This is a genomic window from Bacillus sp. (in: firmicutes) (assembly GCA_012842745.1).
In the GTDB taxonomy this organism is placed as follows: Bacteria; Bacillota; Bacilli; order Bacillales; family Bacillaceae_J; genus Schinkia.
This window is the reverse complement of record DUSF01000039.1, coordinates 29194-52077: the sequence shown is the minus strand read 5'-3', so window position 1 is coordinate 52077 and position 22884 is coordinate 29194. Positions and strand designations below refer to the sequence as shown.

Sequence of the window (22884 nt, the reverse complement as noted above, 5' to 3'; positions counted from 1 at the left end):
CAATTTATAAAGGGGATTTTCTTACGAAAAAATAAACCCAAAAAATATTTTTTTTAAATTAATAAAAGAAAGTAGTATTCTTTGGGTACAATAAAAGGAATGAATAAATCTAAATACGGTTCAATAGCAAGTCTAAATGGAGAAGGGTTTGTAACAATTTTCATGGTTTTTTTAAGTATGAGTGGAATTATCAAAGATGCAACTGGTAATTTAAATAAACTAGATTCCGTATCTTTAACATTTTCTTCGCTTTCTTCAGTTGAAGCCTGATAGGGGATCAGCCGATATATATGTAAAACTTAGTTATAAACTTTCTCTTATTCTTAAATTGCGTAATGGTAAAAATATCATTATTTTCACGCTAACAAATTTAAACCTAAAAAAGTCGTTTCCTAAATATAGAAGGAAACGACTTTTTTATTTGTCTTATTCAAACTATCGCGCTCTTGTTTCTTACTCTAAATCGGGGTAAGTCCGAGATAAGTTCAAAAACGGCATGATGGATGCCAGTGTTCGCAAAGATAGTTGTCACATTCTACTTGTTTTAAAATCCAAGCTGCCAGTATCAAAGATAATTGGCTTCGGCAAGCATGCTCGCCACTCCATAAAACCTTTAAAACTACTATCCATTCTCCTTACTGTTTAGTGAAAAAGCATTTACAAATATCTAAATCCAACATACCACCAACGAACATATTTTCTCTTTTTTATTGTTAATAAAAGGTTAATATTGTAAAATTTAATCGAAAGGTTGTATTTTAAAAGGAAAATTTTACTTTATATAGTAATTAATTGTTTTACCTTTTGGTTATAAAAGTGAAATATTTTTTCGGACAAAAAAAGAACATACATTCCTGTGAGGGTGATTTTATTTTATGCTAACTCAATTAATTCCAAAAGAAGCACTAGATAATCCAATTATAAAGACATTTGTCTCTGAAAAGGAAAATCAAAATTTACTTCTGCTCTTTTAAAAAAAACCAACCCCTGAAAATCGGAAGGCATTAGATGAAAGGTTTAAAGAACATTTTCGCGCTGTAAGGATATTAAGCTACTTTTCGCAATACATCTATTACTTTTCAATCAATTTTGATAAAAGTGAAAGAAAAAGAGAAGAACGGTACATGGTTATATTAGATAAACCAATTGATGATGAGGAAAATATAACTTTAATAGACAACATTGCGGTATTAGAGACCTATGATTATCTGACAAATTCTAAACACATCGAGGATTATATTGAAAATGTTGAGCTAATAAAGAAATTACGCATTTTATCACAACATCAAAAAAATATATTATCAATGTCATATATTGATGATTTAAAAGATAAAGAGATTGCTGAAATACTTTGCATTTCCCAACAGGCCGTCTCTAAAACACGTAATAAAACTTTGGAAAAACTAAGAAGGAGTTGTTAGGTATTGGATTATGACATCATTACATTAATTGGTAATATGGGTTTTCCAATCGCTATTAGTATTTATTTACTTCATAGGTTTGAAAACAAGATAGAGTCGTTAGAAAACGCTATTGTACAACTTGCAGAAGTTGTTAAACAAAAGAAGGAGTGAGAAGGTTTTGTACGAATCTCAGAATGTCGAAAAGATTATTAAATTATTAGAACCCATTATAAACAAGCGATTACTTCAAACTCACCCAAAAAACAGAGAGGATCTTAAGCAAGAGATCATTTTAAGTATTATTACTAGATTAAATAAAGTGGATTTAAATGTTCCTGGTTTTTTTGAAATTATAGAACAAATAAAATCGAGTAGTGAAGGGTGATTCCCCCCTACTACTCGATACCAATCAATGCTTAAAGTTAAAACACTTTTGACTTAATTGGTATTCGCTGATGCATATCGAGTTTAATAATGATACTTTTCCATTTGTGTTGAATGACTCCATTGATGGGTAGTGTCATATAAATTTTTCAAAATTATTGATAGCAGATTTAATCATTCTCTTCAAACTTCCTGAAGAGGGAGGTTCGACTTTCCACGCACGAAAAGGGCTATTTGCTTGATTTCCTAAAAGATTACGTATTGCTTTTCGATGCTCTGTATAACTTCTTTCTTTTCCACCCCAACCATAGCTATCAAAAAAATCTTCAACCGAAGCAGCTACTTAATCAGCTAGATGTTGAACAACATCCCTGGGCACATCTTGCTTCTTGTTGGGAAACTACGCCTCAAGTTGAAAATATTTAAGAAGGACAGCAAATCCTAAACGGTTTACGCTTGTCTTCTTACTTAGCACTAAATGATTTTCATTCGGCAATAAGCTAAAATGTTCATCGAGTTCCTTTTGGCTCCAATTTCTTTTCAATGATCTCCCTCTCTCCCCATATCATTTTATAAATGATTTATTGGTCCTTCACTTGGATTTATCCCACTCTGCACTAACACTTTCTCATATGTCATAAGGGCTTCGATATATGAAATATACTCCTCGGATGTTAAGACATCCTTGCTTGCTACCCGCCCATTCAATTTATTGGTAAGATTTAAAAATTCGTTCCCTTTTTTATAAAGTTTCTCAACTTATTTAAATTCTTCGTTGACACTGTTATTAAACAAAGGATTGTAGAATTTGTAAATAAAACTACTATTGAATATAATTTTAAAAAAGATTGAAAAATGGAGGGATACACAATGTATAAGAGTGGCAATATGAGTATCATAGTAACCGATTTTAAAAAAGCAGTACAATTTTACGTCGAAACCCTTGGGTTAAAGTTGACACACGAAGTGGAAGGGCATTTGGCTCAGATTGAAGCACCGGGGTTGACAATTAGTCTAATACATCCTACCAGAGAACAAGGTTCCCAACCCGGAAGAGCAGATAACATTTCTATTGGATTAGAAGTACAAAAATTAGAGCCTGCAATCGAAATACTGAAATCCCGTGGCGTTGAATTCCCACATATTACGGAAGAAAATGCAACCCGGATTGCGCACTTCAGTGACCCTGAAGGTAATCTGCTTTACTTGATTGAGCTTAAATAATGGAACGTTATAAGTAATGGGAATCTTTAGTTAAACTAGTATAACAAAAGCCGATTATTCCTGCTTCGCGAATATCGGCTTTTATTTCTTTATATAACCTTATACATTTTATTTTTTGGAAAGTGCTCTTATTTGTTCGGTAAGTTCTTTAAATTTCATATCAAGTTCGCTGTATGCCTCGTCTTTTGGTGTCATAAAGCTTAGCTTTCCTAAGACTTCTTGTCTTTCTGTCTCAAGCTTTAACCGCAACTCTTCATTAAAATCATTTTGGGGGATTATTTCTTCTTTCCATTGCTTTTGTATTCTATTGTTCAAAATGACAAGTTTGCTATTCGTTGTTTTCTCAAGAAAATAGCGGTCATGTGATACTACAATCAGCGTTCCATTGTAGTCTGATAAGATTTTTTCCAGTTGCTCTCGTGAAGGCAAATCAAGATGATTTGTTGGCTCATCTAATATGAGCACGTCTTTTTCTTCTAATATATAAGCCATCATCTTGCATTTGACCCGCTCACCCATGCTCATAGCCGCGATAGGTTCCTTCCATTGGGAAGCCGTAAAGCCTAAATGCTTCATTAAATTTTGAACTTTTCCTCTTGCTTCGAAAGTTGCTCTGTAAAAAAGCTGCTCAGGTGTTTTGTCAAGCGGCAAATCAAACACTTCTTGCGTCAGATATCCAATAGTAGCAGCCGGTGAAATCCAGACCTCACCTTGTGCTGTTTCCTCGCCAATAATTATTTTTAACAAAGTCGTTTTTCCGCTTCCATTCGGGCCAATTAAGGCAACCTTTTCGCCATGCTGAATCGTAAAATTAACATCTTTAAACAATATTCGCCCGTCAAAAGCTTTTGTTACATTCTTAACTTCTAAAAAACGTTTTCCAAGCCTCTTATTTGCTTTCATCGAAAACTTCACTGAATATTCAGGCTCTACCCGCTCAACTTCTGCCTTTTCAAGTTCTTTTTCAAGACGCTTTCGTTTTGATTTAACCTGTGCATCCATGCGCTTTGCTTTAACACGATGGTATTCCTTGAATCCTTCCTTTTTTGTTGATTGGGCATGCGCTTTTTTTGACCAAGAGTTTAGTTCTTTGATTTGCCCTTCAATTTGCTCAATCATTTTTTGCTGTTTCTCATATTCCCGCGCTTGTGTTAACCTTTTCCGCTCACGGGCCTCCATATAGCTGGAATAATTGCCTTTGTGTTCGATAACCTTTTTTCCTTCAATTGACCAGATTTTTGTTGCTACCTCATCTAAGAAATAACGATCATGTGAAACTAAAATAATCGTACCTTTATATTGTTGCAGTTGTTCCTTGAGAAATTCCTTACTTGAATCATCAAGGTGATTGGTCGGTTCGTCTAAAAGCAATAAATGGGCATTATTAGCAAGCCCTTTTGCAAGCCGTGCTTTCAATTTTTCGCCACCACTCAAATGGGGAAAATCGCCTGTTGGTACATGCCATTTCCCAAGCAAAATATTTTCTAAAGATGTCATCTCCTCCAAAGAATACGTCTCTGTTTCTTGTTCAACTAAAACAATCTGCAAATTCGGCTCTAACCACGTAATTTGTCCATTTGTCGGTAATAAATCATTATTAATTAATTGCAACAACGTTGATTTTCCAGCACCGTTTTTACCAATGATACCGATTATATCTCCTTCTTGAACGCTTGCAGTCACATCTTCAAAAATGGTTACATCATTTATTTCATACCCAATACTTTGTAATTTTAGTAGTTCCTTCATAAAGTCATCCCTCTCTTTATAGGGAGGATTCGAATGATACAACTTTCAGCCATAATGAAAAAATCCCCCCAATTGATTTTGGAAGGATTAGTCTCATTTTTATCGTGCTTAAATAAAGCTATTCCATAGATAGCTCAACTAGTATATTAAAAATGGGCAGACTAATCCTATTTCATATGATTTGAAATATACAATTTCAAACTTTTAAAAATAAGATTAGTTTAACATCGTCCACCCATCATCCCTTCTAGTATTATTCCTATAATTATAGCATAATTAATTGGAAAAGGAAAATATGAGACACTGGCGGAAGGCGAATGGCTGAATCATCCACACATTTCCAATCATACTTGGCGCAATATTTTCTCAGAAATATGAAATTGCAAATCTGCTACATTCTTTACGAAAGTTTTGTCATGGGAAACAAATACAAATGAGAGAACTAGGTATATGTATACAGAACCTCTTTCTACATATCCAAAAGCAACTTCATTTTGAAGAACCGTCATATTTTCAGAAGCATTCTCAATATCTGGTATATAATTCATTGTTTGAATCCACCCATAGGCAAGGATGCCACTAAAATAAATGATGTGGGCTGCTATCGAAAAGGGGTCAGGCACCCTTATACTGGCTCTAGCAGCCCCATCTCCAAGCAAGTCTGCACCGCAAGGTTTTTGACTCCCGCTTGAAAACGAACTTCGATTAAATCTTCGCTCAATTTTACGATTTCACCGCGCCCAAAAACCCGATGCTTAATTAGCTTACCTTTTTGCAATTCGCCCTGTTCCCTAATAGCATTAGGATTATAAGGGATGGTCGTAGTTCCAACTCTAACTTTCTTTTTGACTTCGACATGAACTACATCTTTATCTACTTTCACCCTTTCAGCTGGCGGACTCAAAATACTTTTAACATAAGAAACAAAGGAGGATTCCTGCACTTTTTCCCCATCTCTTTCCCTATATCCAATCAACTCTAGGTGTTTTTTCGCCCGTGTCATTCCGACATAGAACAAGCGGGTCGCCTCGTCCATTGCATTGGCACCTGCCGTTCCACTTCTATATTCGTCCGATGAGGGAAGGATTCCATCTATTAAGTCAACCATAAAAACGTGCTCAAACTCTAGCCCCTTTGCACTGTGAAAAGTAGAGAACGTTACCACATTTTTTCCCTTTCTAGTTTTTGCGTTTTTTAACACAGCCTCTAAATACTTTAGTCTACTTGCAAAATCCTCCATTGAATTCAAACCATCAGCAATTCAGCTTTCTCCTGCCGTTTTTTCCGTTCAAATTTTCACTCTACAATTATAGCATCAATATGTGAGGTCAGGTACCTATAGGGAAAGTAGGTTAGTACCAATCGGGGGCATTACTTTTTTTGTACACAATTCTATCACAAAATATTCAAAAACTATTCAAATCTTAGGGGGAGTTTGTGACGTTTATCACGATTTCTATAGTAGTTAAGTTATATATTATTAGTATAGTTTTTGTGCAATATTTTGCACATAAGTTATGGAAACCATATGTTTGCAGCGAAAGAGGGGGCTGAAAAAATAATTTCCTTATGTATGCAATTCCACTTGTGATGTATTTCACAACCTTAAGCTTTCGTTAAAGTTACATCTAAAATTATCATTTTAAAAAAATGGAGGGTACAAACAATGAAAAAGGTAACTGGAATTATTGTAAGCACAATGTTAGGAATGTCAATTTTATCAGCATGTGGCTCCCAAGATGTTGCCAAACAAGACAAAGAACCAAAAGTTAATGTAGATGCAGCGCCACCAGAATCTCAAGTAATTCAACCACATCAAGGGCTAAATCAAGAACCAATCCCACTAAAAGTGGAGAGGGTTGGCGAGCATGAAGTGAATGTAGAAATGACTTCACAAATTACAGATATTGAAATTGATAAAGGAAATATTTATAAAGCATGGACATTTAACGGCCAAGCACCTGGTCCGGTCGTTATTGTAAATGAAGGTGATGTCATCAACTTCACTTTAAAAAATATGGACCCAGCAATCCCGCACAGCATGGATTTCCATGCCGTACACGCTGCACCATCGAAAAGCTTTACAAATGTTCAACCTAATGAAGCTGGAACATTCACTTATCCAGCTAATAATCCTGGCGTGTTTATGTACCATTGTGGAACTGCACCTGTTCTTTCCCATATCGCGAATGGTATGCACGGAACGATTATCGTAAAACCGAAAAATGGCTATCCAACAGATAATCAAATTGACCGTGAATTCCTAATTATTCAAAACGAGTGGTATAAATATAACGATTTAAATGACTTTGCTAACGGTGAACCTAGCCAAGTTGTTTTCTCTACAAAAGCGTTAAAAGACGGGGACCGTAATACAAACGGCGATACCTTTACTTTAAAAGAGAAACCTTTACTTGCTAAAGTTGGCGACCGTGTAAGAATTTATTTTAATAATGTTGGTCCAAACGAAGTGAGCTCCTTCCATGTAGTTGGAACCGTTTTCGATGATATTTATCTCGATGGAAACCCTGCACCAAACAACCATTTGAAAGGCATGCAAACTGTGTTAGTACCAGCTAGTGGCGGTGTTGTTGTCGAATTTACAGTGACCGAAGTAGGAAGCTACTCAATCGTTACTCATCAATTTAATCATGTTCAAAAAGGAGCAGCTGCCATCCTTAAAGTTACTGAAGATGGATTAGACGATGACAAGGCAGTTATGAGTCACTAAATAAAACTTTAAAAACGGCGCTCTTCAAATTATGTAGGGCGCCTTCTTAAAAGGAGTCCGTTGTCATGAAATGGCAAACATACTTTTTATTATTACTTGCTATATTCTTTTTCAGTAGTCCAGCTTCGGCTGAAGAGTTCATTGTCAACAATGAACATCAATTGCAAACTGTGCTAGAAACAGCAGTAGAACATGACACTGTGACAATAAAAGAAGGGATATATAAAGGGAATTTTACAGTAAACATGCCGATGACTATTAAAGGGGAAGAAGGGGCTACAATTATTGGGCCAAACAAAGGCGATGTAATTACAGTAAATGCCGATGATGTGACAATTGAAAACTTGCAAATTGAAGGCAGCGGTTCACAAAACGCTGGAATTCATGTAAACGGAAATCGAAGTGTTCTTAAAAATAATAAGCTCTATAACGTCTTTCATGGAATTGTAGTCAAAAAGAGCTATGGCCATCAAATAGAGCATAACGCCATAACAAGTTATCTTGATAAAAATCTTCATAAAGGTCATGGTATTTATTTAATAGAAGCACCCCATTCCATTATTGGAAATAATACTATTTTTAATACAAATGATGGCATTTATTTATCGTATTCAAATTCAAGTGAAATTAGCAGAAATATAGTTTCAAAAACAAGATATGGAATTCATACGATGGATTCAGTGGATGTAGTAATTTATCAAAACGAAGCGACACAAAACCGCAATGGCTTAATGATTATGCAAAGCAAGCGCGTTTTAATCAAAGAAAATTACCTCTATGCGAATACAACAGTTGAAGGAGCGGGTATCTTTTTATTTGATACCTTTGATTCTACAATTTTAACAAATATTATTAAAAAAAATAATAAAGGCATCTACTTTGAAAATGGGATTAGAAATACGATTACATTCAATGAGTTTGATGAAAATGATAAAGGAATGGAAATTGGCAAAGACTCTGATGAGAATCAAATTTATTTAAATAATTTTCTTAATAACAACGAGCAAATCATCACTGACAAAAAAAACGAGAATGTGTTTAGCCGTGACGGCTTCGGCAACTATTGGGATGACCAGTACCACTTAAAGATGGATCGCAACGAACCAACTATATATGCTTCTGTTTGTACATCTAACCCAGCACAACTACAGCAATATAATCGTGATGAAACAAATGCATATGCTTATAAAAGCGGTGACGTTTTCTATCATTTAACAACTAGCCAACCTTATTTACAATTATTCTCAGGTAGCCCAGCTGTTCGCTTATGGAATACGATCGAACAATTTGTACCTATTCCATCAAAACAGTTCATTGTTGATGAATATCCAATTCAAATGCCAGTAGTCATTGAGCCCGAGTTTGAAAAAATGAATACAAACGAACAGAATCTTAGTGAAGTGAACAGTGCCGTAAACGTGAAAAAAGGTGGATTTTTCTTATCGTTTATGTCACTTAGTTTCTTAATTTTATGGATGACAAGGAGAATGAAAAATGATGCGTAATCTTTCAGTACTTGTTATGATTTTATTTACAATTTTAGTTGGCTGCTCTTCTAAAAGTACTTTTGAGCCCCAACCTATTGATCTAGGCGTTGATAGCTGTGATGAGTGTCATATGGGGATACAAAATCTTCAAGCTTCAAGTGAGGTAATCATGAAGGACGGTACACCAAAAAAGTTTGACGATATCGGCTGCATGGTCGTCTTTTTAAAAGACAATCTAGAACAGACCACGAATATTTTTGTACATGATTACAAGACAACGGAGTGGATTGATATGAATGAAGCTACTTTTATTCAAGGTAGTAAAATTGATTCACCGATGAATTACGGATTTGTGGCTTTCTCCTCTTCAGAAGATGCAAAAACATTCCAAGCTGAGAATGGCGGCGAATTGTACACTCCAGACGAGGTACTAAAAGCAGATGTACAAGAACTAAAGGACGCTGGACATAATAATGGGCATGATACAGAACATGACATGAAATAAAGGGATGATTACAAATGAAATTATTTCAGACGCTGTACTCGATGACTGGATATGAATTACGTCTGTTGTTGCGAAGCAAATGGCTCCTGAATTTTATGCTCCTACTTATGCTAATGGCCGCACTGTTTTATTTTTACGGTCTGAAATCTTTAGAAGCAGATCCGCGTGAAATAACATATGGCCTTGCTTCAGTGGGAACAAAAATTGACACTGGCACAATCGACCCTTCCTATTTCGGTCTTAAAGAAATGCCGGCAGAACAGCCAAATATTGAAAGTAATGGAAAAGCTGGCTATGACCGAGCAATGGCGATGTTAATGAATTTATCATTATGGGTCTTACCTATCATTTGTTTACTATTTGGTACGAATGCGATTGTCGCCGATAAGGAAGATGGACGGTTAACACTTTATCGAACATACCAGCAGCCATTTTTTTATTATTTATTTAGTAAATTTGTTGCACTTTGTATCTCTTTACTAGTCGCTTTAGGAATTTCTTACGGATTGTTCGGGGTTATCATATCCTTTACAACTGATGGCGCAGAACTTAGCTTTTTTACAACATTTATCTTATTAAATATTTTCCTTATCATCATTTTCGCAGCCCTATCAATATTTGTAGGAACCATTAGTGTTACGAGAATGCAAGGATTGTCTTATGCATTATTTATATGGAGCTTTCTAGTTTTCGGCTATGAATTTATTATTTTTTCGATTATTGATTGGATTCCATATTCATATAAATTAAATAGCATGCTTTTATTAGTTTTATCCAATCCGATTGAATCTTTACGTGTCTGGTCGATCACGAAGCTTAATGCTAACTATATTTTTGGCCCGCAATATTTACTAATCGATAAATGGGGCCATAACGGCAGTTTAACGAATTACGTTGTACTATCATCCTGTCTAATGATTGTTATTTCGTTACTAGTTGCGAATTTTACAATCAAAAAGAGGAGGGAACGACTTGGTTAACGCGGATATTGTACTACATGCAGAAAATTTAACAAAGACCTTCGGAAAAAAACAAGTATTATCTTCAACAGACCTCTCTATTAAAAAAGGAGAGTGTGTCGTTTTCTGTGGAGGAAACGGAGCAGGAAAAAGTACGCTTATAAAATTACTAACTGGGATTGAGAAGCCTACATCTGGAACAATCCAATTCCATACATCAAAGAAAAAATGGTTTGGATATATGCCTGACCATATGAACTTCCCTGCAGAGCTTTCTCCAATTGAAGTGTTAACATATTATCGAACATTTGTAGGCGCAAGTTATAAAGATGTAACTGAAATCATTAAAAAAGTGGGCCTATGGGACGTCCGCAATCAAAAAATCGGTTCATTTTCAAAAGGAATGTCACAGCGCGTAAATTTAGCACAGACCCTTCTTGCTGATGTGGATATCTATATCTTTGACGAACCTACAAACGGTTTGGACCCTTATTGGGTAATTGAATTTAAGAAGGTTGTTAAGGAATTAACGGAGGAAGGCAAAACTGTCATTTTAAGCAGCCATATTATGAGAGATGTTGCCGAAATCTCAGACCGTGTTGTCATTTTATTCGAAGGCCAAGTGAAAGAAAGCGGCAGCTTACAAGAAATTTATACGAAATATCAGACCGATACACTTGAGGAAGTTTTTCTTAAACTGCTAGAAAATCGAAACATTGTTGCGTGAAAAGAAGGAAGCAGGAGACGGTTCAATATTACTGAAAAAGGAGCTTTCATAACGCACATATATTTCAAATATATGGCAATCGGACAATAAATGCCTCTTATTGGACAATAAAAGTGATTCTAGGACAATAAGTTTGAAATGGCTCAATTTTTTTCAGTGGTCTCGGACGTTCCTCTTGCTTCCTTTCAATTAATTTTACAAAATGCTATACATCTTCATTTAATGCCTTGGACCCCAAAGTATGATGGAAACCCCAATTAAACAAATACTCCACCATAGGCCGCATATACTCTTCCGAATGAAGGGAACTTCTGTAAAGTGGAAACGATTCCGTACAAAACTAAAATAATCCCTCCGATTACTCCATACCAGTACGGCTTCCCTTCACGTATCCATAACCCCTGCAAGAATGAATAAAATTATTGATGAAAATGGCAAACTAAACATTCAAATCATTACATCATTTAAAGATTCAACTTCATCTTTTTCTACATTGATTCCTTGTGTGCGGTCAATATTATCTTTTAAATATGGGTACCTTTCCCACAGAGTAGTAATATCATTTTTTATCACCGCTTGTGTTCGATAATACATGTACTCCCTTACTGGCTTACCGTGTTGTCAAAACTTTATTCCAAACATCTCCTTGTTATTATACATTACCTAATTTTTCCGTAACTATTAGTTTTCCGGTCTGCCGATATTTTAATTAAACTTTAATTAAAACAAAAAAAAACCGAGAAATGATACGAAAGTAAGTTTCCCGATTCTTCATATTCAACAAATCCCCAATGCCGTTCGTTCACTTTCAATTTTATCCAAAAGCTCGGTAATCAATTCGACTACTCCATTGGAGGCGCGCTCCAATTCTAACAAATGCGTTTCAGCGGCTGAACGATTTCCTTCTTGGTAAGACTCTGCAGCCTGTCTTGCAGCAACATGAACAAGCTCATGGAGGGGATCAAGTTTCTTAAAGCTTTCTAGATGACCAAACCGTTCTTGCGAATCATGATTGAAATACCATTTCCCTAAACGGCAGTCTTTATGGGAGGCAATTGTTTTTGGATCAATCTGCTCAAGCCCTAAAAACATATTATAAATCCGCCATTTCCATAATATATGATCTGTCTTTGATAGATACAATAATGCTGGTGTTGATAGTCTAACATTATTTTTTGAAATAGCTTCTAGCCTAAAAACATCAATGACTTTACTTAGTTCATAAATAGATGCTCCTGTCTTTGTGCCTAGTATTCTAACATCGTCTGAAAGATTGGCAAGCTCCTGCATTCGATTGGCAATTTCATCAATCGCTGCCGCTTGCTCCTCTGTTATTGCTGCTGTATTTGCGGTACCATCTTGAATTTTCTCAACAACGTGAACGATGTCGGTTAAAATTGGTAAAGTATCATATGCATCAGTTGTTGCTTTTTTAATGATATCTGTTGTTTTATCAATAGATTGAGAAATTACTGTTGAAAATTCACGCAAGCTATCTACATTCATATTAACTGTCTTCAAAGATTCCACTGTGCTTTCCGCTAACTTGCGCACTTCGCCCGCAACAACAGCGAATCCTTTGCCATGCTCACCAGCTCTGGCGGCTTCAATGGAAGCATTTAAAGCTAGTAAATTCGTTTGATCGGCAATGCCGTTAATGAGCTGAACAATATTTTCAATATTTTTAATGTATTGTTGCAGTTCACTGAAATTTTTAATAATATTACCGAATGCTTGCTCAGTATGCATAATTTCGCCTAACGCTTGCTCTATCACACTTTTCCCTTCGTTTACTTTCTCAACCGCTCCTTGTGTTTGGGTTGAAACGATTGTTGCTGTATTTGCCACTTCTGCAATAGTAGCAGATAGCTGTTCAGTAGCAGATGTTACTGTTTGAATATTTTCATTTTCAACATCAAGGCTTTGAATTAGTGACTTGATGAACATAATCTCAGCATTTTTGTCCATAATTTTGGCAATACCAGAAGCAATTTGTTCTAGAAGGCTTTCAGAATAAACTTCAATCAACACTTGTTGTTCAATATTAACTGCACGTTGGAGGCTTGTCATTAACTCAAGGCACTTTTTAGGATGTAACGCTTTCTTCGCTAACAAATTCGTAAATAAGTAAAAATGATATTGGTTAAAAACGTGATTAAGTTTTGCAACATTATATTTTTGTTTTTTAAATTGAATGAAAAAAGGCAATATACTATAGACATACTCCTGGTTTCTTTCCTTAGTAAAAAAATGAACAACGTATGATTTAATGAATTCGCTCTCTAGCTTAGGCTGATCATCAATCTTTAACTCTAGCAGGGAATATTCGAGATAGCGAATAATTTCATCAAGATTATCCTTTAAAACTTCATAGATTTCGGTCAATTTGTGGAAATCATCTTTTGAAAAATGATTATCATTTAATGTATCACAAAACCGTCCATCAAACTGAATATCTGTTCCTTTTTTTATTAAAAGATCGTAAGTAGCACGCGGTTTAACAAAAAGCTCTACCATTACCTTCATCTGTCCCTTCTATATGAACATGTTAAATTTATTGCTAGATTATAGATGTTACAAGGAAAAACGAAAGGCGAGCCTAGCACTTTTGTAATTCATATTATTCATATCCTTTCTTTAAAGAAAATACAGAGCTACCTATCGCGACTTTTGTACTATTTTTGATAATTTATATAGGTATATTTACCTATTATCAAACCAAAAAAAAACAGAAGTTAAAAAGGGAAAAATTACATCCATTAAAATAACAAAAAGGTGTTGTTAAAAGTCTGAAAGCTCTTTGAAAATATCTGCAAAGACACCGATAGTCTCGTATTCTACGTTAGCAAATCATTTAATTTTTCATGGGCTTTTTTCACTTCCTCATCCGCAATAGTCCTTTCGCATCAAGCCGAGTCCTTAATTTTGAGTAATTCTAAGATGAGTTTCTTGTACTTTTTATTAGGTCGAGTTCCAGAGATGATTTCCGAAAGCCGTGGTATCGGTATTTTATTTTCTCTGCAAAACTCGGAATGCGTAATTTTCCTTTCCGCCAATATCTTCTTAATTTTCCAACCTAGTTCTGTGACTTTTTGCTTTCTAACTGCCATACATTTACCCAGCTCCTTTCATCAATGTTGTAAAATGGTTCAAGAAGTTTGTTGTTTTAATTAATAGTTGCTTCGTTTTTAGGCATCTTCTCTTAATACACGCATTACTTTCCTGCCACCAACGTATACTACCACTTTAGCACCAATCATTTTCACGACTTATTTGCCTTGTCGAATATCCAAGATAGATTTCTCCTTTCTTCTTTTAAATTTCAATACGTTTCGAGTACCGTTTTTTGTTATGATTTATGTAAGTACCTTACCATTTGATTTAATAGTACTCCATCTACGGAGTGTTTGCAACAAAAATATTCCATATTTGGATTGTTCTTTTAAATAATACTACATGAATGGAGTGTAATGTATGACATTCGGTCAACGTTTAAAAGATTTGAGAAATAATGAAGGTATATCAATGGATGGTCTAGCTAAGACGATAGGAACTTCATCTAGTAGAATTAGCGATTGGGAAAATGAAAAAACACATCCATCTTCCGTCTTCGTAGTGAAAATTGCAAGATATTTTAATGTATCTATTGATTGGCTACTAACTGGGGAAGAATATAAAAATAGTGACGCTACTATTTCGAAAAGTGGTAACATACTTACACAGTCGGAAGATGAGTTGATAAACATTCCGCCTATTCAGGAACACCAAGAAAAATATAAAGAGGCTATAAAAGACTTAACTCCGGAAGAAAAGGAGTTAATTCACATCTTGAGAGAATTAGACCCTAAAGATGGTATTGAGGTAAAAACAATTATAAGGATGAAAAAAGACTTGGAGCAGCAATTCAACAAACCGACAAAATCATCTATGTCGACTTCAGAACAGGCCGCCGCATCTGAGGAAAAACGATATGCTTAATTTTTTATTTGTAAAATGGTAACGTACTTACACATTCAATTACTTCTTTAATATTTGAGCCAACGGACAAAATTCCTAGACCCTTGATAATACTAACTTAATTTAATATTTAACTACAAATGTGTTCCCACAGCTACTTGGAACGAGTCCAAATTGATTTGTCAAACGCCGTATTAGGCAAAATATGACTAAAATCAGCCATTTCTCAATGTAAGTACCCTAAATTTTTACTGGGTTTTTATGGGGGACAGAAACATTGCTCGTCAGGGCAAAAAGAAAAGCCATAATGAGTATCCTTTGGTAAAATAGAAGTGACTAAACCACTACTACGAAAGGAGTCCATTATGGCTACCTCTATTAGCCCAGAATCTTATTCTAATGTAATCTACCTTCAACCCTCATTTTCATTTATGCAAGAAGACTTTTCCTCTTTGCGCCACCTCCCATATGTAAAATTGGCGCTTGACTTCCCTTGGGAGAAAGTTTTCTCTCCAATTGAACAAGAATATATCAAAGCTCGTTTTGAACGAAATAAGAAAAATCTAAAATGCTTTGACAGTAATCAGGATGAAATTCCATATTTTTATTGAACAAACTGATACTATGTCAAGAAAGTAGATACAGACTTTTTACAACGATGTTATCCTTAAACCAATGACTCCTAATATAATCATACCTAGTGATATAGATTGAAAAACATTCAAGCGTTCTTTAAACCATAAAATACCTGCTAAAGCCACTCCTACACTGCCTATTCCTGCCCATACTCCGTAAGCAACCCCAGCAGGGATTACCTTCATAGCTTTCGATAGACAGTAAAATGAAAGTACAAAACCTATTATCATTACGAAAATTGGCCACTTTTTTCTCGTATCGTTCATATATTTCATTGCAATTGTAGCAGTGACTTCTTCAATACCTGCTAGTACTAATAAGCCCCAAGCCATTAATAATCCCCTCTCGTTTCCTCGGTTTCTTCTTTAGTAAATATCGTCATCCCTGTAATTCCAGCTAATAAAAGCAATAGGAATAATATTTGCCTAAATGAAAAAGATTCACCTAAAAAAAAACCCACAAAATAAGTCCCAGCAGTCCCAATACCCACAAAAACAGTATAGGCTACTGCAGCTGGAATCTTTTTATAAGATTGAAGGAGTAAAAGAAAACTTATTAAAATTAAAAAAAGGATAAGAATCCAATCTAAAAGGGAATCTGCATATTTAAGAAAAGAAGCCCAGACAACTTCCAAAATTCCTGCGACTAATAATACGCCCCAAACCATTTTACACATCCCCTTCACTGAATGAACGTCAGTCATTAAAAGCTGCAAAAAATATTGGATTGCATCCAATACTTACTCTTCTATGTTCTATATAACGCCCTTTTTAAGAAGTTAAATAGCTCAGCTTTCATTACTTCTAGGCTCTCATCTTGATCCTTGCTTATATAAAATCGTTCGGCTGCATTTTCAACAAGATTTATAATCGTTCTAGCAGTCCATTTCACATTAATACCACTAATGATCTCGTTGTTATGAATGGCCTTTGTTATGATTTCCTCAAGCCAATAATAATAAGGCTGATATATTGATTCCCATTTATCCATTGAATGATCTATAGCAAGCCCAGAATAACAAAGGACAATCACATCTTTGTGATTTTCTGTTAAATGAAAGGTTTCATCAATTGTAATCTCTAGTATATCCCAAAAATCTCCTTTCCCTTGAACCTTTTCCTTAATTGCTTCTAATGTAAGGGTAAGTAAGTTATCTGCAATAGCTAGTATTAATGCCTTTTTTGAAGAGAAATATAAATAAAAAGTTCCTTGTGCAACTCCAGCCTTTTTTACAATATCTGAAATGGAAGTCTTATCAAGACCTTTTTCAGAAATAACATCAATCGATGCTTTTAAAATTTTTTCATATTTTCCATCAGAACCGCTGGACATATCTTAATTCCTCTCTCTTAATAATGAATGACTGTCATTCATTATATAACAACAATAGTGATGTGTCAATTCGATAAGGGCATGGCACTCCCTGAACGAATATATATAAAGCTTGTTTTTAAAATCAAACATTTATTTAAAACAAAAAGAATCAGAAAACCATATCAAAGTAAGTTCCCCGATTCTTACTCAATCTTTACAGTCTTTCAAAATCCTTGCTTAAACACGCCTGCTTCAATTTTTTTGACTTTAAAAGATATTTAATATCAGAATAATTATCATATGAAAGTTGAATGTGAAAATAATTGATATACTCAAGGATTGCAAAAAAATAGATACATCCTGCAATGGATAAGCCACCTATAGGAAATTGCGGAAACCATATAAAGAAGTCAATACTAAAAGCAAGGGGCAAGGCGATAATAAGCCCAATATTCCATCTTTTTATTTTCTTTAATTGTCGAACAATTCGAATCGGAGTTACCGATGTATTTTCTGTTTTTAATCGTTTCCATTTTGAATACCAGTACATACTTCCTTGCGCTAACAGAAATTCCAAAAAGAAAAAAGAGAACCAAAATGAATAAAGCGAATACAGTTGTAATTGAGGATACGCCTTATTCAGTAAATAACTTACAATTATAAAACCACATAATGCCGTTGACTCCCCTGTATATAAATATAAAAGTCTTTTCTGCAACTTTGACCTCAAATTCATACCCCCTTTTGTAGCGCTGTAAGCTAAACAAAAAACTATCGTTTCGCCTTTTCCTTCACCCATTCTTTATATTCGGGTAAAGTGTATTCGTCAGTTTTAACAACCGTCCATTGATTATCTTTCTGTTCTAAGAAAATCTTTATTAAAATACCACCTACCCCTACAACCATTGTATGGTTAGGCTTTTTATGTTAAATGGGACACGAAACCTGCCCCCGCACCCCATTATTCAGCACTAATGATATCTATAAACGCTTGAACATAAGCCGATAAATTCACTTCGTTTTTTCTCATACACAAGTAAATCGGGCGCTCTATGTCTATATTTTTCACATGAACTTGCGCAATCTGTTTTCTATTGATTTGTTCTTGAACTGCAATAGAAGGGGCTAACATTGCTCCATACCCTGCCGCAATAGCTTGAATCGACTCGTTAATACCACTTAATTGAAGCCCCATTTTAGGAGGCGGGGATTTATGAATTTTACAAAGGGCTACTAGCAATTCTTTTGTCGAACTTCCATCCTCTCTTAAAATAAAAGGTTTCTTCATGAGATCGTTTAACCCTACTTCCTCCCCCGCAAGTTCATCATCATACGGAACAATAAAATAGTACTCTAAATTACGTAGAAGCGTGTAATCAACATCCTCATGATACCCGTCTTCCTGCACAACAAAGCCCACATTGATTTTGTACTGTAACAAATCTTCAAGAACTTGTTTGGAGTTATTTGTATTTACTTCAATATTTATATCAGGATACATTTGTTTATATTTCGCAATCCATTTTGGCAATAAATAATGTGCTGGCACATGGGTTGCTGCTATATGAAGCTCCTCAATTCCTAAAGATTTTAATTCCTTAACTTTTTGTTCAATATTCATTTCCAAATTAAACAGACGTTGTGCCTCTTTAAACAAAAATTCACCATTACTTGTAAGACTAATCCCGCGCCCTTCTGCTTCAATAAGCTTCAAGCCTAACTCTTGTTCTAAATTACGTATTTGCATTGTGACAGCAGGTTGACTAATCATCAGTTGCCCAGCCGCTTTCGATACACTTTTTAATTCAGCTACTTTTGTAAATAAACGAAGCGCATGTAAATTCATCGTATCTTCCTTTATATAAAAAATATTTATAAATTTATATAATCTATATATTAGATTTATACCTTAACATCTATTATCCTATAAATTAACTTACTATTAAACAAAAAGCTTACTATTTAAAGGAGAAAAAAGATGAAACGTCAACAAGTCGGGGTTTTATTTGGCGGAATTTTACTGCTTGTCATTGCAATGGGTATTAGCCGTTTTGCGTTCACACCAATTCTTCCATATATGCGGCAAGATGTAGGCTTTTCTTTTGAAGCAGCAGGGTATTTAGCCTCTAGCAATTATATTGGCTATTTTATCGGAGCCTTGTGGGCAGGATTTATTTATCGGCAGAGAAAGTCTGTGTTATTGTTTAGCGTGATCCTTAATGTTTTGTCTATTATATTGATGGGCATTATTGATTCCTACATGGTTTGGATTGTATTTCGGCTAATCGCAGGTATTACAGGTGGATTAATTTTCGTGTTAACGTCTAGTATTATTATGGATTATTTAGCGAAGCATTTTTTAACAAAATGGTCAGGGTATGTGTTTAGTGGCATAGGACTTGGAATTGCGATTTCAGGGCTTTTCGTGCCTTATTTCGAAAGACGATTTGCATGGGAGGGTGCTTGGATTGGTTTAGGTATCCTATCTGTGCTATTTTTCCTCATTACATTTTACTTATGGAGAAAATTACACATACAAGACCACAAGAAACCTACAAAATCGACTGATACACAAATCGCACGTGGATTTATGCCATGGCTTATTGCATCATATGGATTCGAAGGACTTGGTTATATTATTACGGGCACGTTTTTAGTGGATATTATTCATAATATCCCCGCACTTGCACCTTATTCAGCTTACAGTTGGGTCATGGTTGGTATTGCTGCTGTACCTTCTGCACCTATATGGACGATGTTAATGGAGAAGTTTTCTGCTATCAAAATATTGGTTATCGCTTATGTTCTCCAAGTTTTCGGTATATTGCTGCCAGTATTCTCACAAACAGTCGGAAGTGTGCTTCTGTCTTCGTTTTTATTTGGCTTAACATTTGTCGGGATTGTCACATTAACAACATCCTATGCTCGTCAGCAATATCCAACACAAAGCGGAGCTATTGTATCAATTCTTACAACATTTTATGCTTTTGGACAAATTATCGGACCGATTATCGCTGGAAAACTAGTTTCTGTGTACAACAGCTATAAAGCTGCACTTCTTTTTGCTGGTATAATTGTTCTTTTGGCATTAATAGTCATGCTGATTGGCAAGTGGAAATTAAATGTAAAAAAAGCTCATATCGAACAAGAAAGAGTATTACAGATGTAACTTATGCTTTTCAATAATTATATTAAAAAGCCGAAGATAATAGTCTTCGGCTTTTTGCAGGAGAAAAGCAACCTACGAATAAATGGGACACAAACCAGCGCGTGTCCGATTATCAACCGTGTATTTTTATCTTGCATCGTGAATTCTACTTTATAATGCAACAGTAGATGGCCTAATTCATGGGCTACATCAAAGTTCCTTCTAACATCCGATTTTTTTATAGACCCTAAAATAATGTAAGGTCTATTATCCGTAGTCCATAAACTATAAGCATCGATCGTTTCGCCAATTTCTTTTTCAAATATAAAAGCTCCCGCCCGCTCTAAAAAGAACGGTAAATTCCTATTAGAATTCGCTTCTAACCCAATATTATTTCGTGCTAAGTTAGCTATATACTGTATCTGGTTGTCCCTATCCAATTCAGGATGGTTTTTCATAAACTAAATGGATTCGTTTCTTAATTTCAGAAGTGTGTTTTTTGGTAGCTTATTTTCTTTTCAATTTTTTTAAAAAATGCATCAAGAAATCTTATATGCATCGATTCACTTTGAGATTTCGTTAATGAATTAATTGTTTCAGAGCGATAAGCAATATTTTGAACATGGATATTAGCCATGTCTGTCCCAGCTAATAGGTCTTCATGATAAAAATAGGAAGATTTTACTTTAAAAATTGTCTTTAACTTATTTACCACTTCAAGTTTGGGAGACATATATCCATTTTCATATTGCCAAATAGCCTGCTCCGTTACACCAACCTCTTCCGCCAACTGATTTCCACTCAAATCATGCAGAATACGGATATTGGTTAAACTTTAGCCAATAAACACGATGATTCCTCCTTGTTTTGCCCTTAAATTCCCTGTTTTTCTGTGTAACTATAACCTCCTGCCACTTTATAATCATAATTACATTATTATCCATTGACATTAGGAATAAAATTAAGTATACTATGAATACAATAAAATTGAAGAGGATAACCTAAAGAAATTCACATCGCAATGATGGGAACACTTCTTTAGGTTATTTTATTTATAAACCAAATAATCATAAATTGAAATTAATCGATTAAAATAGCTCTTGGCATTACCATCAAATGACTGATATTGTTGTAAATCTCCTAATAAAAAATTCTTTAGCTCGTCTTTACTGAGCCTTTCTATATTTTTAAAAATCCATAAATAACGTCTTCTTATTGTTCCTTTATATTCACTTGGAATATTTTTTAGGTCACACCCTATAGGAATAGTTTTTAGAGACCGTATTAACTCACTATTCAAATAACTTTCAATTGATGAATGATTTAAAATATATGCTTTAACTTTTGGGCATTCGTTTAAGACTGTCTCATTAACTTCTTTGGCATATTTGTAAATTGGAATATTTTGTTTTACTTTTAAATAATGCTTTTCGTAAGTCCCCCTCAATATCTTTTCTGGATCAATGCTCTTATTATCTAGTAAAATATCTTCAAATATTTCTGTATGCGGCTTTAACCCGTAACCATATTCTTTTATGCTATTAACGTTTCCAATAGCAATAGCAAACTTCTGGCTTCTACCCATTTTATCCAATTGCTGAATATCCTCCAAAAGAACTGTAATTATCGGTTCTTCCATCGGAGTTGTGGCTGTTGATTCAATTACTATATCCTTTACTATTCTTTTTACTTGTTTAACCGCGCTGATATTCATTGCAGGTGTTAACATCGATAATTGTCTATATACCTCTAAATAATTATCAGTTCTAATAACTGATATGGGAAATACCATTTCTTTTCCTTCATATGATTTTGCGCTAAAAAAGTATTTACTTTCTTCTAAAGTTTCTAGTCCTTGTTGATACTCAACAATATAAAAATGTTCTTGTAAATTTTCCATTTGTTCTGCAGTTAAACAACTTACCAAGTCAATCAATGTTTGTTGAATATTTGGATCGCCTATTTTGTATCCTATAAAAACTACGGGGTTTTCACTCATAAGAGTAAGCAACTTTGCACTAAACAGCTTTGCATGTTCCTTAAACTGCTGGTAGTCATGTTCTGTTATTATTATTAATTCTGGCTTAGTAACACAACCATGTATTTTATAAAGTTCGTCTATTTCAACTGAAAGTGGATTAAACATTTGTGACTGGCCTATAAAAATACTATTTTCATGAAATCCAAAAATCTCTTCTAATAAAGTGTCATAATTTGTAGTTACAACAGATGCCACTTTCCCTCGCAGCTTTTTCAACATTGTAATTTCTTCTTTTTTTTCTTCAATTAAGTTTGTTTTACTTACTATGTTCGCAATACATCTTTTAAAAGGCGAAATATCATCACCAAGCCAATCTGGATATTTAGACATTAACTCACTCTCATAATAATGATTATTAAACATTTCCTCCGATAAAGATGCAATAACTGCATTCAATTCCCCATCGGTTAAGGAACGATTATTTGAGTCATTTTTGACTCTAGCTTTTAATGCCTTATATTCTTGTTCTGTTTTTCCTATAAAGTAATAAACTTCTTTAAGCAAACCCTCCCAATCAGGCGAACCAATATATCTTCTACTAAAGCCCGATCCTACAAATAAAATAGGAAGTTTGTTTCCATTAATCAGGTTTTCTATAGCCATTATAATCCCTCCCCCA

Annotated in this window: 26 protein-coding genes and 2 pseudogenes; 12 read left to right on the top strand and 16 right to left on the bottom strand. The window is 34.6% G+C overall.

From position 1 onward, the window contains the following. The first annotated feature begins 81 nt into the window (after positions 1 to 81). The 3 genes from GX497_10535 (at position 82) to GX497_10525 (ending at position 1574) form a co-directional block, all read left to right on the top strand. Positions 82 to 270 carry a hypothetical protein gene (locus GX497_10535; protein HHY73637.1) on the top strand — a complete coding sequence of 63 codons (189 nt, stop codon included), beginning with the start codon at positions 82 to 84 and terminating at the stop codon, positions 268 to 270. 773 nt (positions 271 to 1043) lie between these two features. After that, positions 1044 to 1421: a sigma-70 family RNA polymerase sigma factor gene (locus GX497_10530; GenBank protein ID HHY73636.1), complete on the top strand. Its 378-nt coding sequence runs from the start codon at positions 1044 to 1046 to the stop codon at positions 1419 to 1421. A 36-nt stretch (positions 1422 to 1457) separates the two neighbouring features. Further along, positions 1458 to 1574: a YvrJ family protein gene (locus tag GX497_10525; protein HHY73635.1), complete on the top strand. Its 117-nt coding sequence runs from the start codon at positions 1458 to 1460 to the stop codon at positions 1572 to 1574. 330 nt (positions 1575 to 1904) lie between these two features. On the opposite strand, the pseudogene GX497_10520 reads toward GX497_10525, so the two are convergent. Together GX497_10520 and GX497_10515 are read right to left on the bottom strand one after the other, a co-directional pair. Beyond that, a pseudogene (locus GX497_10520) lies at positions 1905 to 2331 on the bottom strand (DUF4158 domain-containing protein). A 26-nt stretch (positions 2332 to 2357) separates the two neighbouring features. Next, complete coding sequence (locus tag GX497_10515) at positions 2358 to 2495, bottom strand: DUF3600 domain-containing protein (GenBank protein ID HHY73634.1); 138 nt, start codon at positions 2493 to 2495, stop codon at positions 2358 to 2360. 162 nt (positions 2496 to 2657) lie between these two features. Between GX497_10515 and GX497_10510 the strand changes: the two genes are divergently transcribed. Continuing rightward, positions 2658 to 3011: a glyoxalase gene (locus tag GX497_10510; protein ID HHY73633.1), complete on the top strand. Its 354-nt coding sequence runs from the start codon at positions 2658 to 2660 to the stop codon at positions 3009 to 3011. Between the two features lie 108 nt (positions 3012 to 3119). Here the strand turns inward: GX497_10510 and abc-f are convergent, their stop codons facing one another. The 3 genes from abc-f to GX497_10495 form a co-directional block, all read right to left on the bottom strand. Continuing rightward, a complete protein-coding gene (abc-f, locus tag GX497_10505) occupies positions 3120 to 4760 on the bottom strand; it encodes an ABC-F type ribosomal protection protein (GenBank protein HHY73632.1) in 1641 nt (546 codons plus the stop codon). A gap of 344 nt (positions 4761 to 5104) precedes the next feature. Continuing rightward, positions 5105 to 5308, bottom strand: a complete 204-nt coding sequence (locus GX497_10500) for a hypothetical protein (GenBank protein HHY73631.1) — start codon at positions 5306 to 5308, stop codon at positions 5105 to 5107. A gap of 77 nt (positions 5309 to 5385) precedes the next feature. Further along, positions 5386 to 6000 (bottom strand): ATP-binding domain-containing protein, encoded by a 615-nt coding sequence (locus GX497_10495; GenBank protein HHY73630.1) that lies wholly within the window; start codon positions 5998 to 6000, stop codon positions 5386 to 5388. Positions 6001 to 6426: 426 nt separating this feature from the next. On the opposite strand from GX497_10495, the gene GX497_10490 reads away from it, so the two are divergent. The 5 genes from GX497_10490 (at position 6427) to GX497_10470 (ending at position 11169) form a co-directional block, all read left to right on the top strand. After that, positions 6427 to 7491 carry a multicopper oxidase domain-containing protein gene (locus tag GX497_10490; protein HHY73629.1) on the top strand — a complete coding sequence of 355 codons (1065 nt, stop codon included), beginning with the start codon at positions 6427 to 6429 and terminating at the stop codon, positions 7489 to 7491. Between the two features lie 65 nt (positions 7492 to 7556). Then, complete coding sequence (locus GX497_10485; GenBank protein ID HHY73628.1) at positions 7557 to 8996, top strand: nitrous oxidase accessory protein NosD; 1440 nt, start codon at positions 7557 to 7559, stop codon at positions 8994 to 8996. Beyond that, on the top strand, positions 8986 to 9483 hold the full coding sequence (locus tag GX497_10480) for a hypothetical protein (GenBank protein ID HHY73627.1): 498 nt from the start codon (positions 8986 to 8988) through the stop codon (positions 9481 to 9483). The genes GX497_10485 and GX497_10480 overlap by 11 nt, the downstream gene beginning before the upstream one ends. Positions 9484 to 9497: 14 nt before the next feature. Further along, entirely contained in the window at positions 9498 to 10463 is a 966-nt protein-coding gene (locus GX497_10475) for an ABC transporter permease subunit (GenBank protein ID HHY73626.1), read from the top strand. Continuing rightward, positions 10456 to 11169 (top strand): ABC transporter ATP-binding protein, encoded by a 714-nt coding sequence (locus GX497_10470; GenBank protein ID HHY73625.1) that lies wholly within the window; start codon positions 10456 to 10458, stop codon positions 11167 to 11169. Before GX497_10475 ends, GX497_10470 begins: the two co-directional genes overlap by 8 nt. A 219-nt stretch (positions 11170 to 11388) precedes the next feature. On the opposite strand, the pseudogene GX497_10465 reads toward GX497_10470, so the two are convergent. From GX497_10465 to GX497_10455, 3 genes and pseudogenes are all read right to left on the bottom strand, one after another. Then, positions 11389 to 11576, bottom strand: a pseudogene (locus tag GX497_10465) (hypothetical protein). Between the two features lie 40 nt (positions 11577 to 11616). Beyond that, positions 11617 to 11763: a hypothetical protein gene (locus tag GX497_10460; GenBank protein ID HHY73624.1), complete on the bottom strand. Its 147-nt coding sequence runs from the start codon at positions 11761 to 11763 to the stop codon at positions 11617 to 11619. 183 nt (positions 11764 to 11946) lie between these two features. Beyond that, a complete protein-coding gene (locus tag GX497_10455; protein ID HHY73623.1) occupies positions 11947 to 13686 on the bottom strand; it encodes a chemoreceptor protein in 1740 nt (579 codons plus the stop codon). Positions 13687 to 14643: 957 nt separating this feature from the next. Between GX497_10455 and GX497_10450 the strand changes: the two genes are divergently transcribed. Both GX497_10450 and GX497_10445 read left to right on the top strand, forming a co-directional pair. Further along, positions 14644 to 15147, top strand: coding sequence for a helix-turn-helix domain-containing protein (locus tag GX497_10450; protein ID HHY73622.1), 504 nt, complete (start codon positions 14644 to 14646; stop codon positions 15145 to 15147). A gap of 344 nt (positions 15148 to 15491) precedes the next feature. After that, complete coding sequence (locus GX497_10445) at positions 15492 to 15737, top strand: hypothetical protein (GenBank protein ID HHY73621.1); 246 nt, start codon at positions 15492 to 15494, stop codon at positions 15735 to 15737. A gap of 39 nt (positions 15738 to 15776) precedes the next feature. Here GX497_10445 and GX497_10440 read toward each other — a convergent pair whose 3' ends face one another. The 5 genes from GX497_10440 to GX497_10420 form a co-directional block, all read right to left on the bottom strand. Further along, positions 15777 to 16094 (bottom strand): multidrug efflux SMR transporter, encoded by a 318-nt coding sequence (locus GX497_10440; protein ID HHY73620.1) that lies wholly within the window; start codon positions 16092 to 16094, stop codon positions 15777 to 15779. After that, complete coding sequence (locus tag GX497_10435) at positions 16094 to 16429, bottom strand: hypothetical protein (protein ID HHY73619.1); 336 nt, start codon at positions 16427 to 16429, stop codon at positions 16094 to 16096. The genes GX497_10440 and GX497_10435 overlap by 1 nt, the downstream gene beginning before the upstream one ends. An 80-nt stretch (positions 16430 to 16509) precedes the next feature. Next, on the bottom strand, positions 16510 to 17094 hold the full coding sequence (locus GX497_10430) for a TetR/AcrR family transcriptional regulator (GenBank protein HHY73618.1): 585 nt from the start codon (positions 17092 to 17094) through the stop codon (positions 16510 to 16512). A gap of 196 nt (positions 17095 to 17290) precedes the next feature. Continuing rightward, positions 17291 to 17806, bottom strand: coding sequence for a general stress protein (locus tag GX497_10425; protein ID HHY73617.1), 516 nt, complete (start codon positions 17804 to 17806; stop codon positions 17291 to 17293). 231 nt (positions 17807 to 18037) lie between these two features. Continuing rightward, entirely contained in the window at positions 18038 to 18922 is an 885-nt protein-coding gene (locus tag GX497_10420) for a LysR family transcriptional regulator (GenBank protein ID HHY73616.1), read from the bottom strand. A gap of 132 nt (positions 18923 to 19054) precedes the next feature. Between GX497_10420 and GX497_10415 the strand changes: the two genes are divergently transcribed. Further along, complete coding sequence (locus GX497_10415) at positions 19055 to 20245, top strand: YbfB/YjiJ family MFS transporter (protein HHY73615.1); 1191 nt, start codon at positions 19055 to 19057, stop codon at positions 20243 to 20245. Between the two features lie 17 nt (positions 20246 to 20262). On the opposite strand, the gene GX497_10410 is transcribed toward GX497_10415, so the two are convergent. The 3 genes from GX497_10410 to GX497_10400 form a co-directional block, all read right to left on the bottom strand. Further along, positions 20263 to 20682 (bottom strand): ImmA/IrrE family metallo-endopeptidase, encoded by a 420-nt coding sequence (locus GX497_10410; protein ID HHY73614.1) that lies wholly within the window; start codon positions 20680 to 20682, stop codon positions 20263 to 20265. A gap of 26 nt (positions 20683 to 20708) precedes the next feature. Continuing rightward, entirely contained in the window at positions 20709 to 21014 is a 306-nt protein-coding gene (locus GX497_10405; protein ID HHY73613.1) for a helix-turn-helix transcriptional regulator, read from the bottom strand. A gap of 258 nt (positions 21015 to 21272) precedes the next feature. Continuing rightward, positions 21273 to 22868, bottom strand: a complete 1596-nt coding sequence (locus tag GX497_10400) for a hypothetical protein (protein HHY73612.1) — start codon at positions 22866 to 22868, stop codon at positions 21273 to 21275. Positions 22869 to 22884 lie beyond the last annotated feature (16 nt).

What these genes read in the sequence shown, in the direction of transcription:
- GX497_10475 (HHY73626.1), top strand. Translation starts at nt 9,498, where the DNA reads ATGAAATTATTTCAGACGCTGTACTCGATGACTGGATATGAATTACGT.
- GX497_10490 (HHY73629.1), top strand. Translation starts at nt 6,427, where the DNA reads ATGAAAAAGGTAACTGGAATTATTGTAAGCACAATGTTAGGAATGTCA.
- GX497_10420 (HHY73616.1), bottom strand. Translation starts at nt 18,922, where the DNA reads ATGAATTTACATGCGCTTCGTTTATTTACAAAAGTAGCTGAATTAAAA.
- abc-f (HHY73632.1), bottom strand. Translation starts at nt 4,760, where the DNA reads ATGAAGGAACTACTAAAATTACAAAGTATTGGGTATGAAATAAATGAT.
- GX497_10440 (HHY73620.1), bottom strand. Translation starts at nt 16,094, where the DNA reads ATGGCTTGGGGCTTATTAGTACTAGCAGGTATTGAAGAAGTCACTGCT.
- GX497_10485 (HHY73628.1), top strand. Translation starts at nt 7,557, where the DNA reads ATGAAATGGCAAACATACTTTTTATTATTACTTGCTATATTCTTTTTC.
- GX497_10445 (HHY73621.1), top strand. Translation starts at nt 15,492, where the DNA reads ATGGCTACCTCTATTAGCCCAGAATCTTATTCTAATGTAATCTACCTT.
- GX497_10400 (HHY73612.1), bottom strand. Translation starts at nt 22,868, where the DNA reads ATGGCTATAGAAAACCTGATTAATGGAAACAAACTTCCTATTTTATTT.
- GX497_10460 (HHY73624.1), bottom strand. Translation starts at nt 11,763, where the DNA reads ATGTATTATCGAACACAAGCGGTGATAAAAAATGATATTACTACTCTG.
- GX497_10415 (HHY73615.1), top strand. Translation starts at nt 19,055, where the DNA reads ATGAAACGTCAACAAGTCGGGGTTTTATTTGGCGGAATTTTACTGCTT.
- GX497_10455 (HHY73623.1), bottom strand. Translation starts at nt 13,686, where the DNA reads ATGGTAGAGCTTTTTGTTAAACCGCGTGCTACTTACGATCTTTTAATA.
- GX497_10410 (HHY73614.1), bottom strand. Translation starts at nt 20,682, where the DNA reads ATGAAAAACCATCCTGAATTGGATAGGGACAACCAGATACAGTATATA.
- GX497_10525 (HHY73635.1), top strand. Translation starts at nt 1,458, where the DNA reads ATGGGTTTTCCAATCGCTATTAGTATTTATTTACTTCATAGGTTTGAA.
- GX497_10510 (HHY73633.1), top strand. Translation starts at nt 2,658, where the DNA reads ATGTATAAGAGTGGCAATATGAGTATCATAGTAACCGATTTTAAAAAA.
- GX497_10500 (HHY73631.1), bottom strand. Translation starts at nt 5,308, where the DNA reads ATGAATTATATACCAGATATTGAGAATGCTTCTGAAAATATGACGGTT.
- GX497_10430 (HHY73618.1), bottom strand. Translation starts at nt 17,094, where the DNA reads ATGTCCAGCGGTTCTGATGGAAAATATGAAAAAATTTTAAAAGCATCG.
- GX497_10480 (HHY73627.1), top strand. Translation starts at nt 8,986, where the DNA reads ATGATGCGTAATCTTTCAGTACTTGTTATGATTTTATTTACAATTTTA.
- GX497_10435 (HHY73619.1), bottom strand. Translation starts at nt 16,429, where the DNA reads ATGGTTTGGGGCGTATTATTAGTCGCAGGAATTTTGGAAGTTGTCTGG.
- GX497_10450 (HHY73622.1), top strand. Translation starts at nt 14,644, where the DNA reads ATGACATTCGGTCAACGTTTAAAAGATTTGAGAAATAATGAAGGTATA.
- GX497_10495 (HHY73630.1), bottom strand. Translation starts at nt 6,000, where the DNA reads ATGGAGGATTTTGCAAGTAGACTAAAGTATTTAGAGGCTGTGTTAAAA.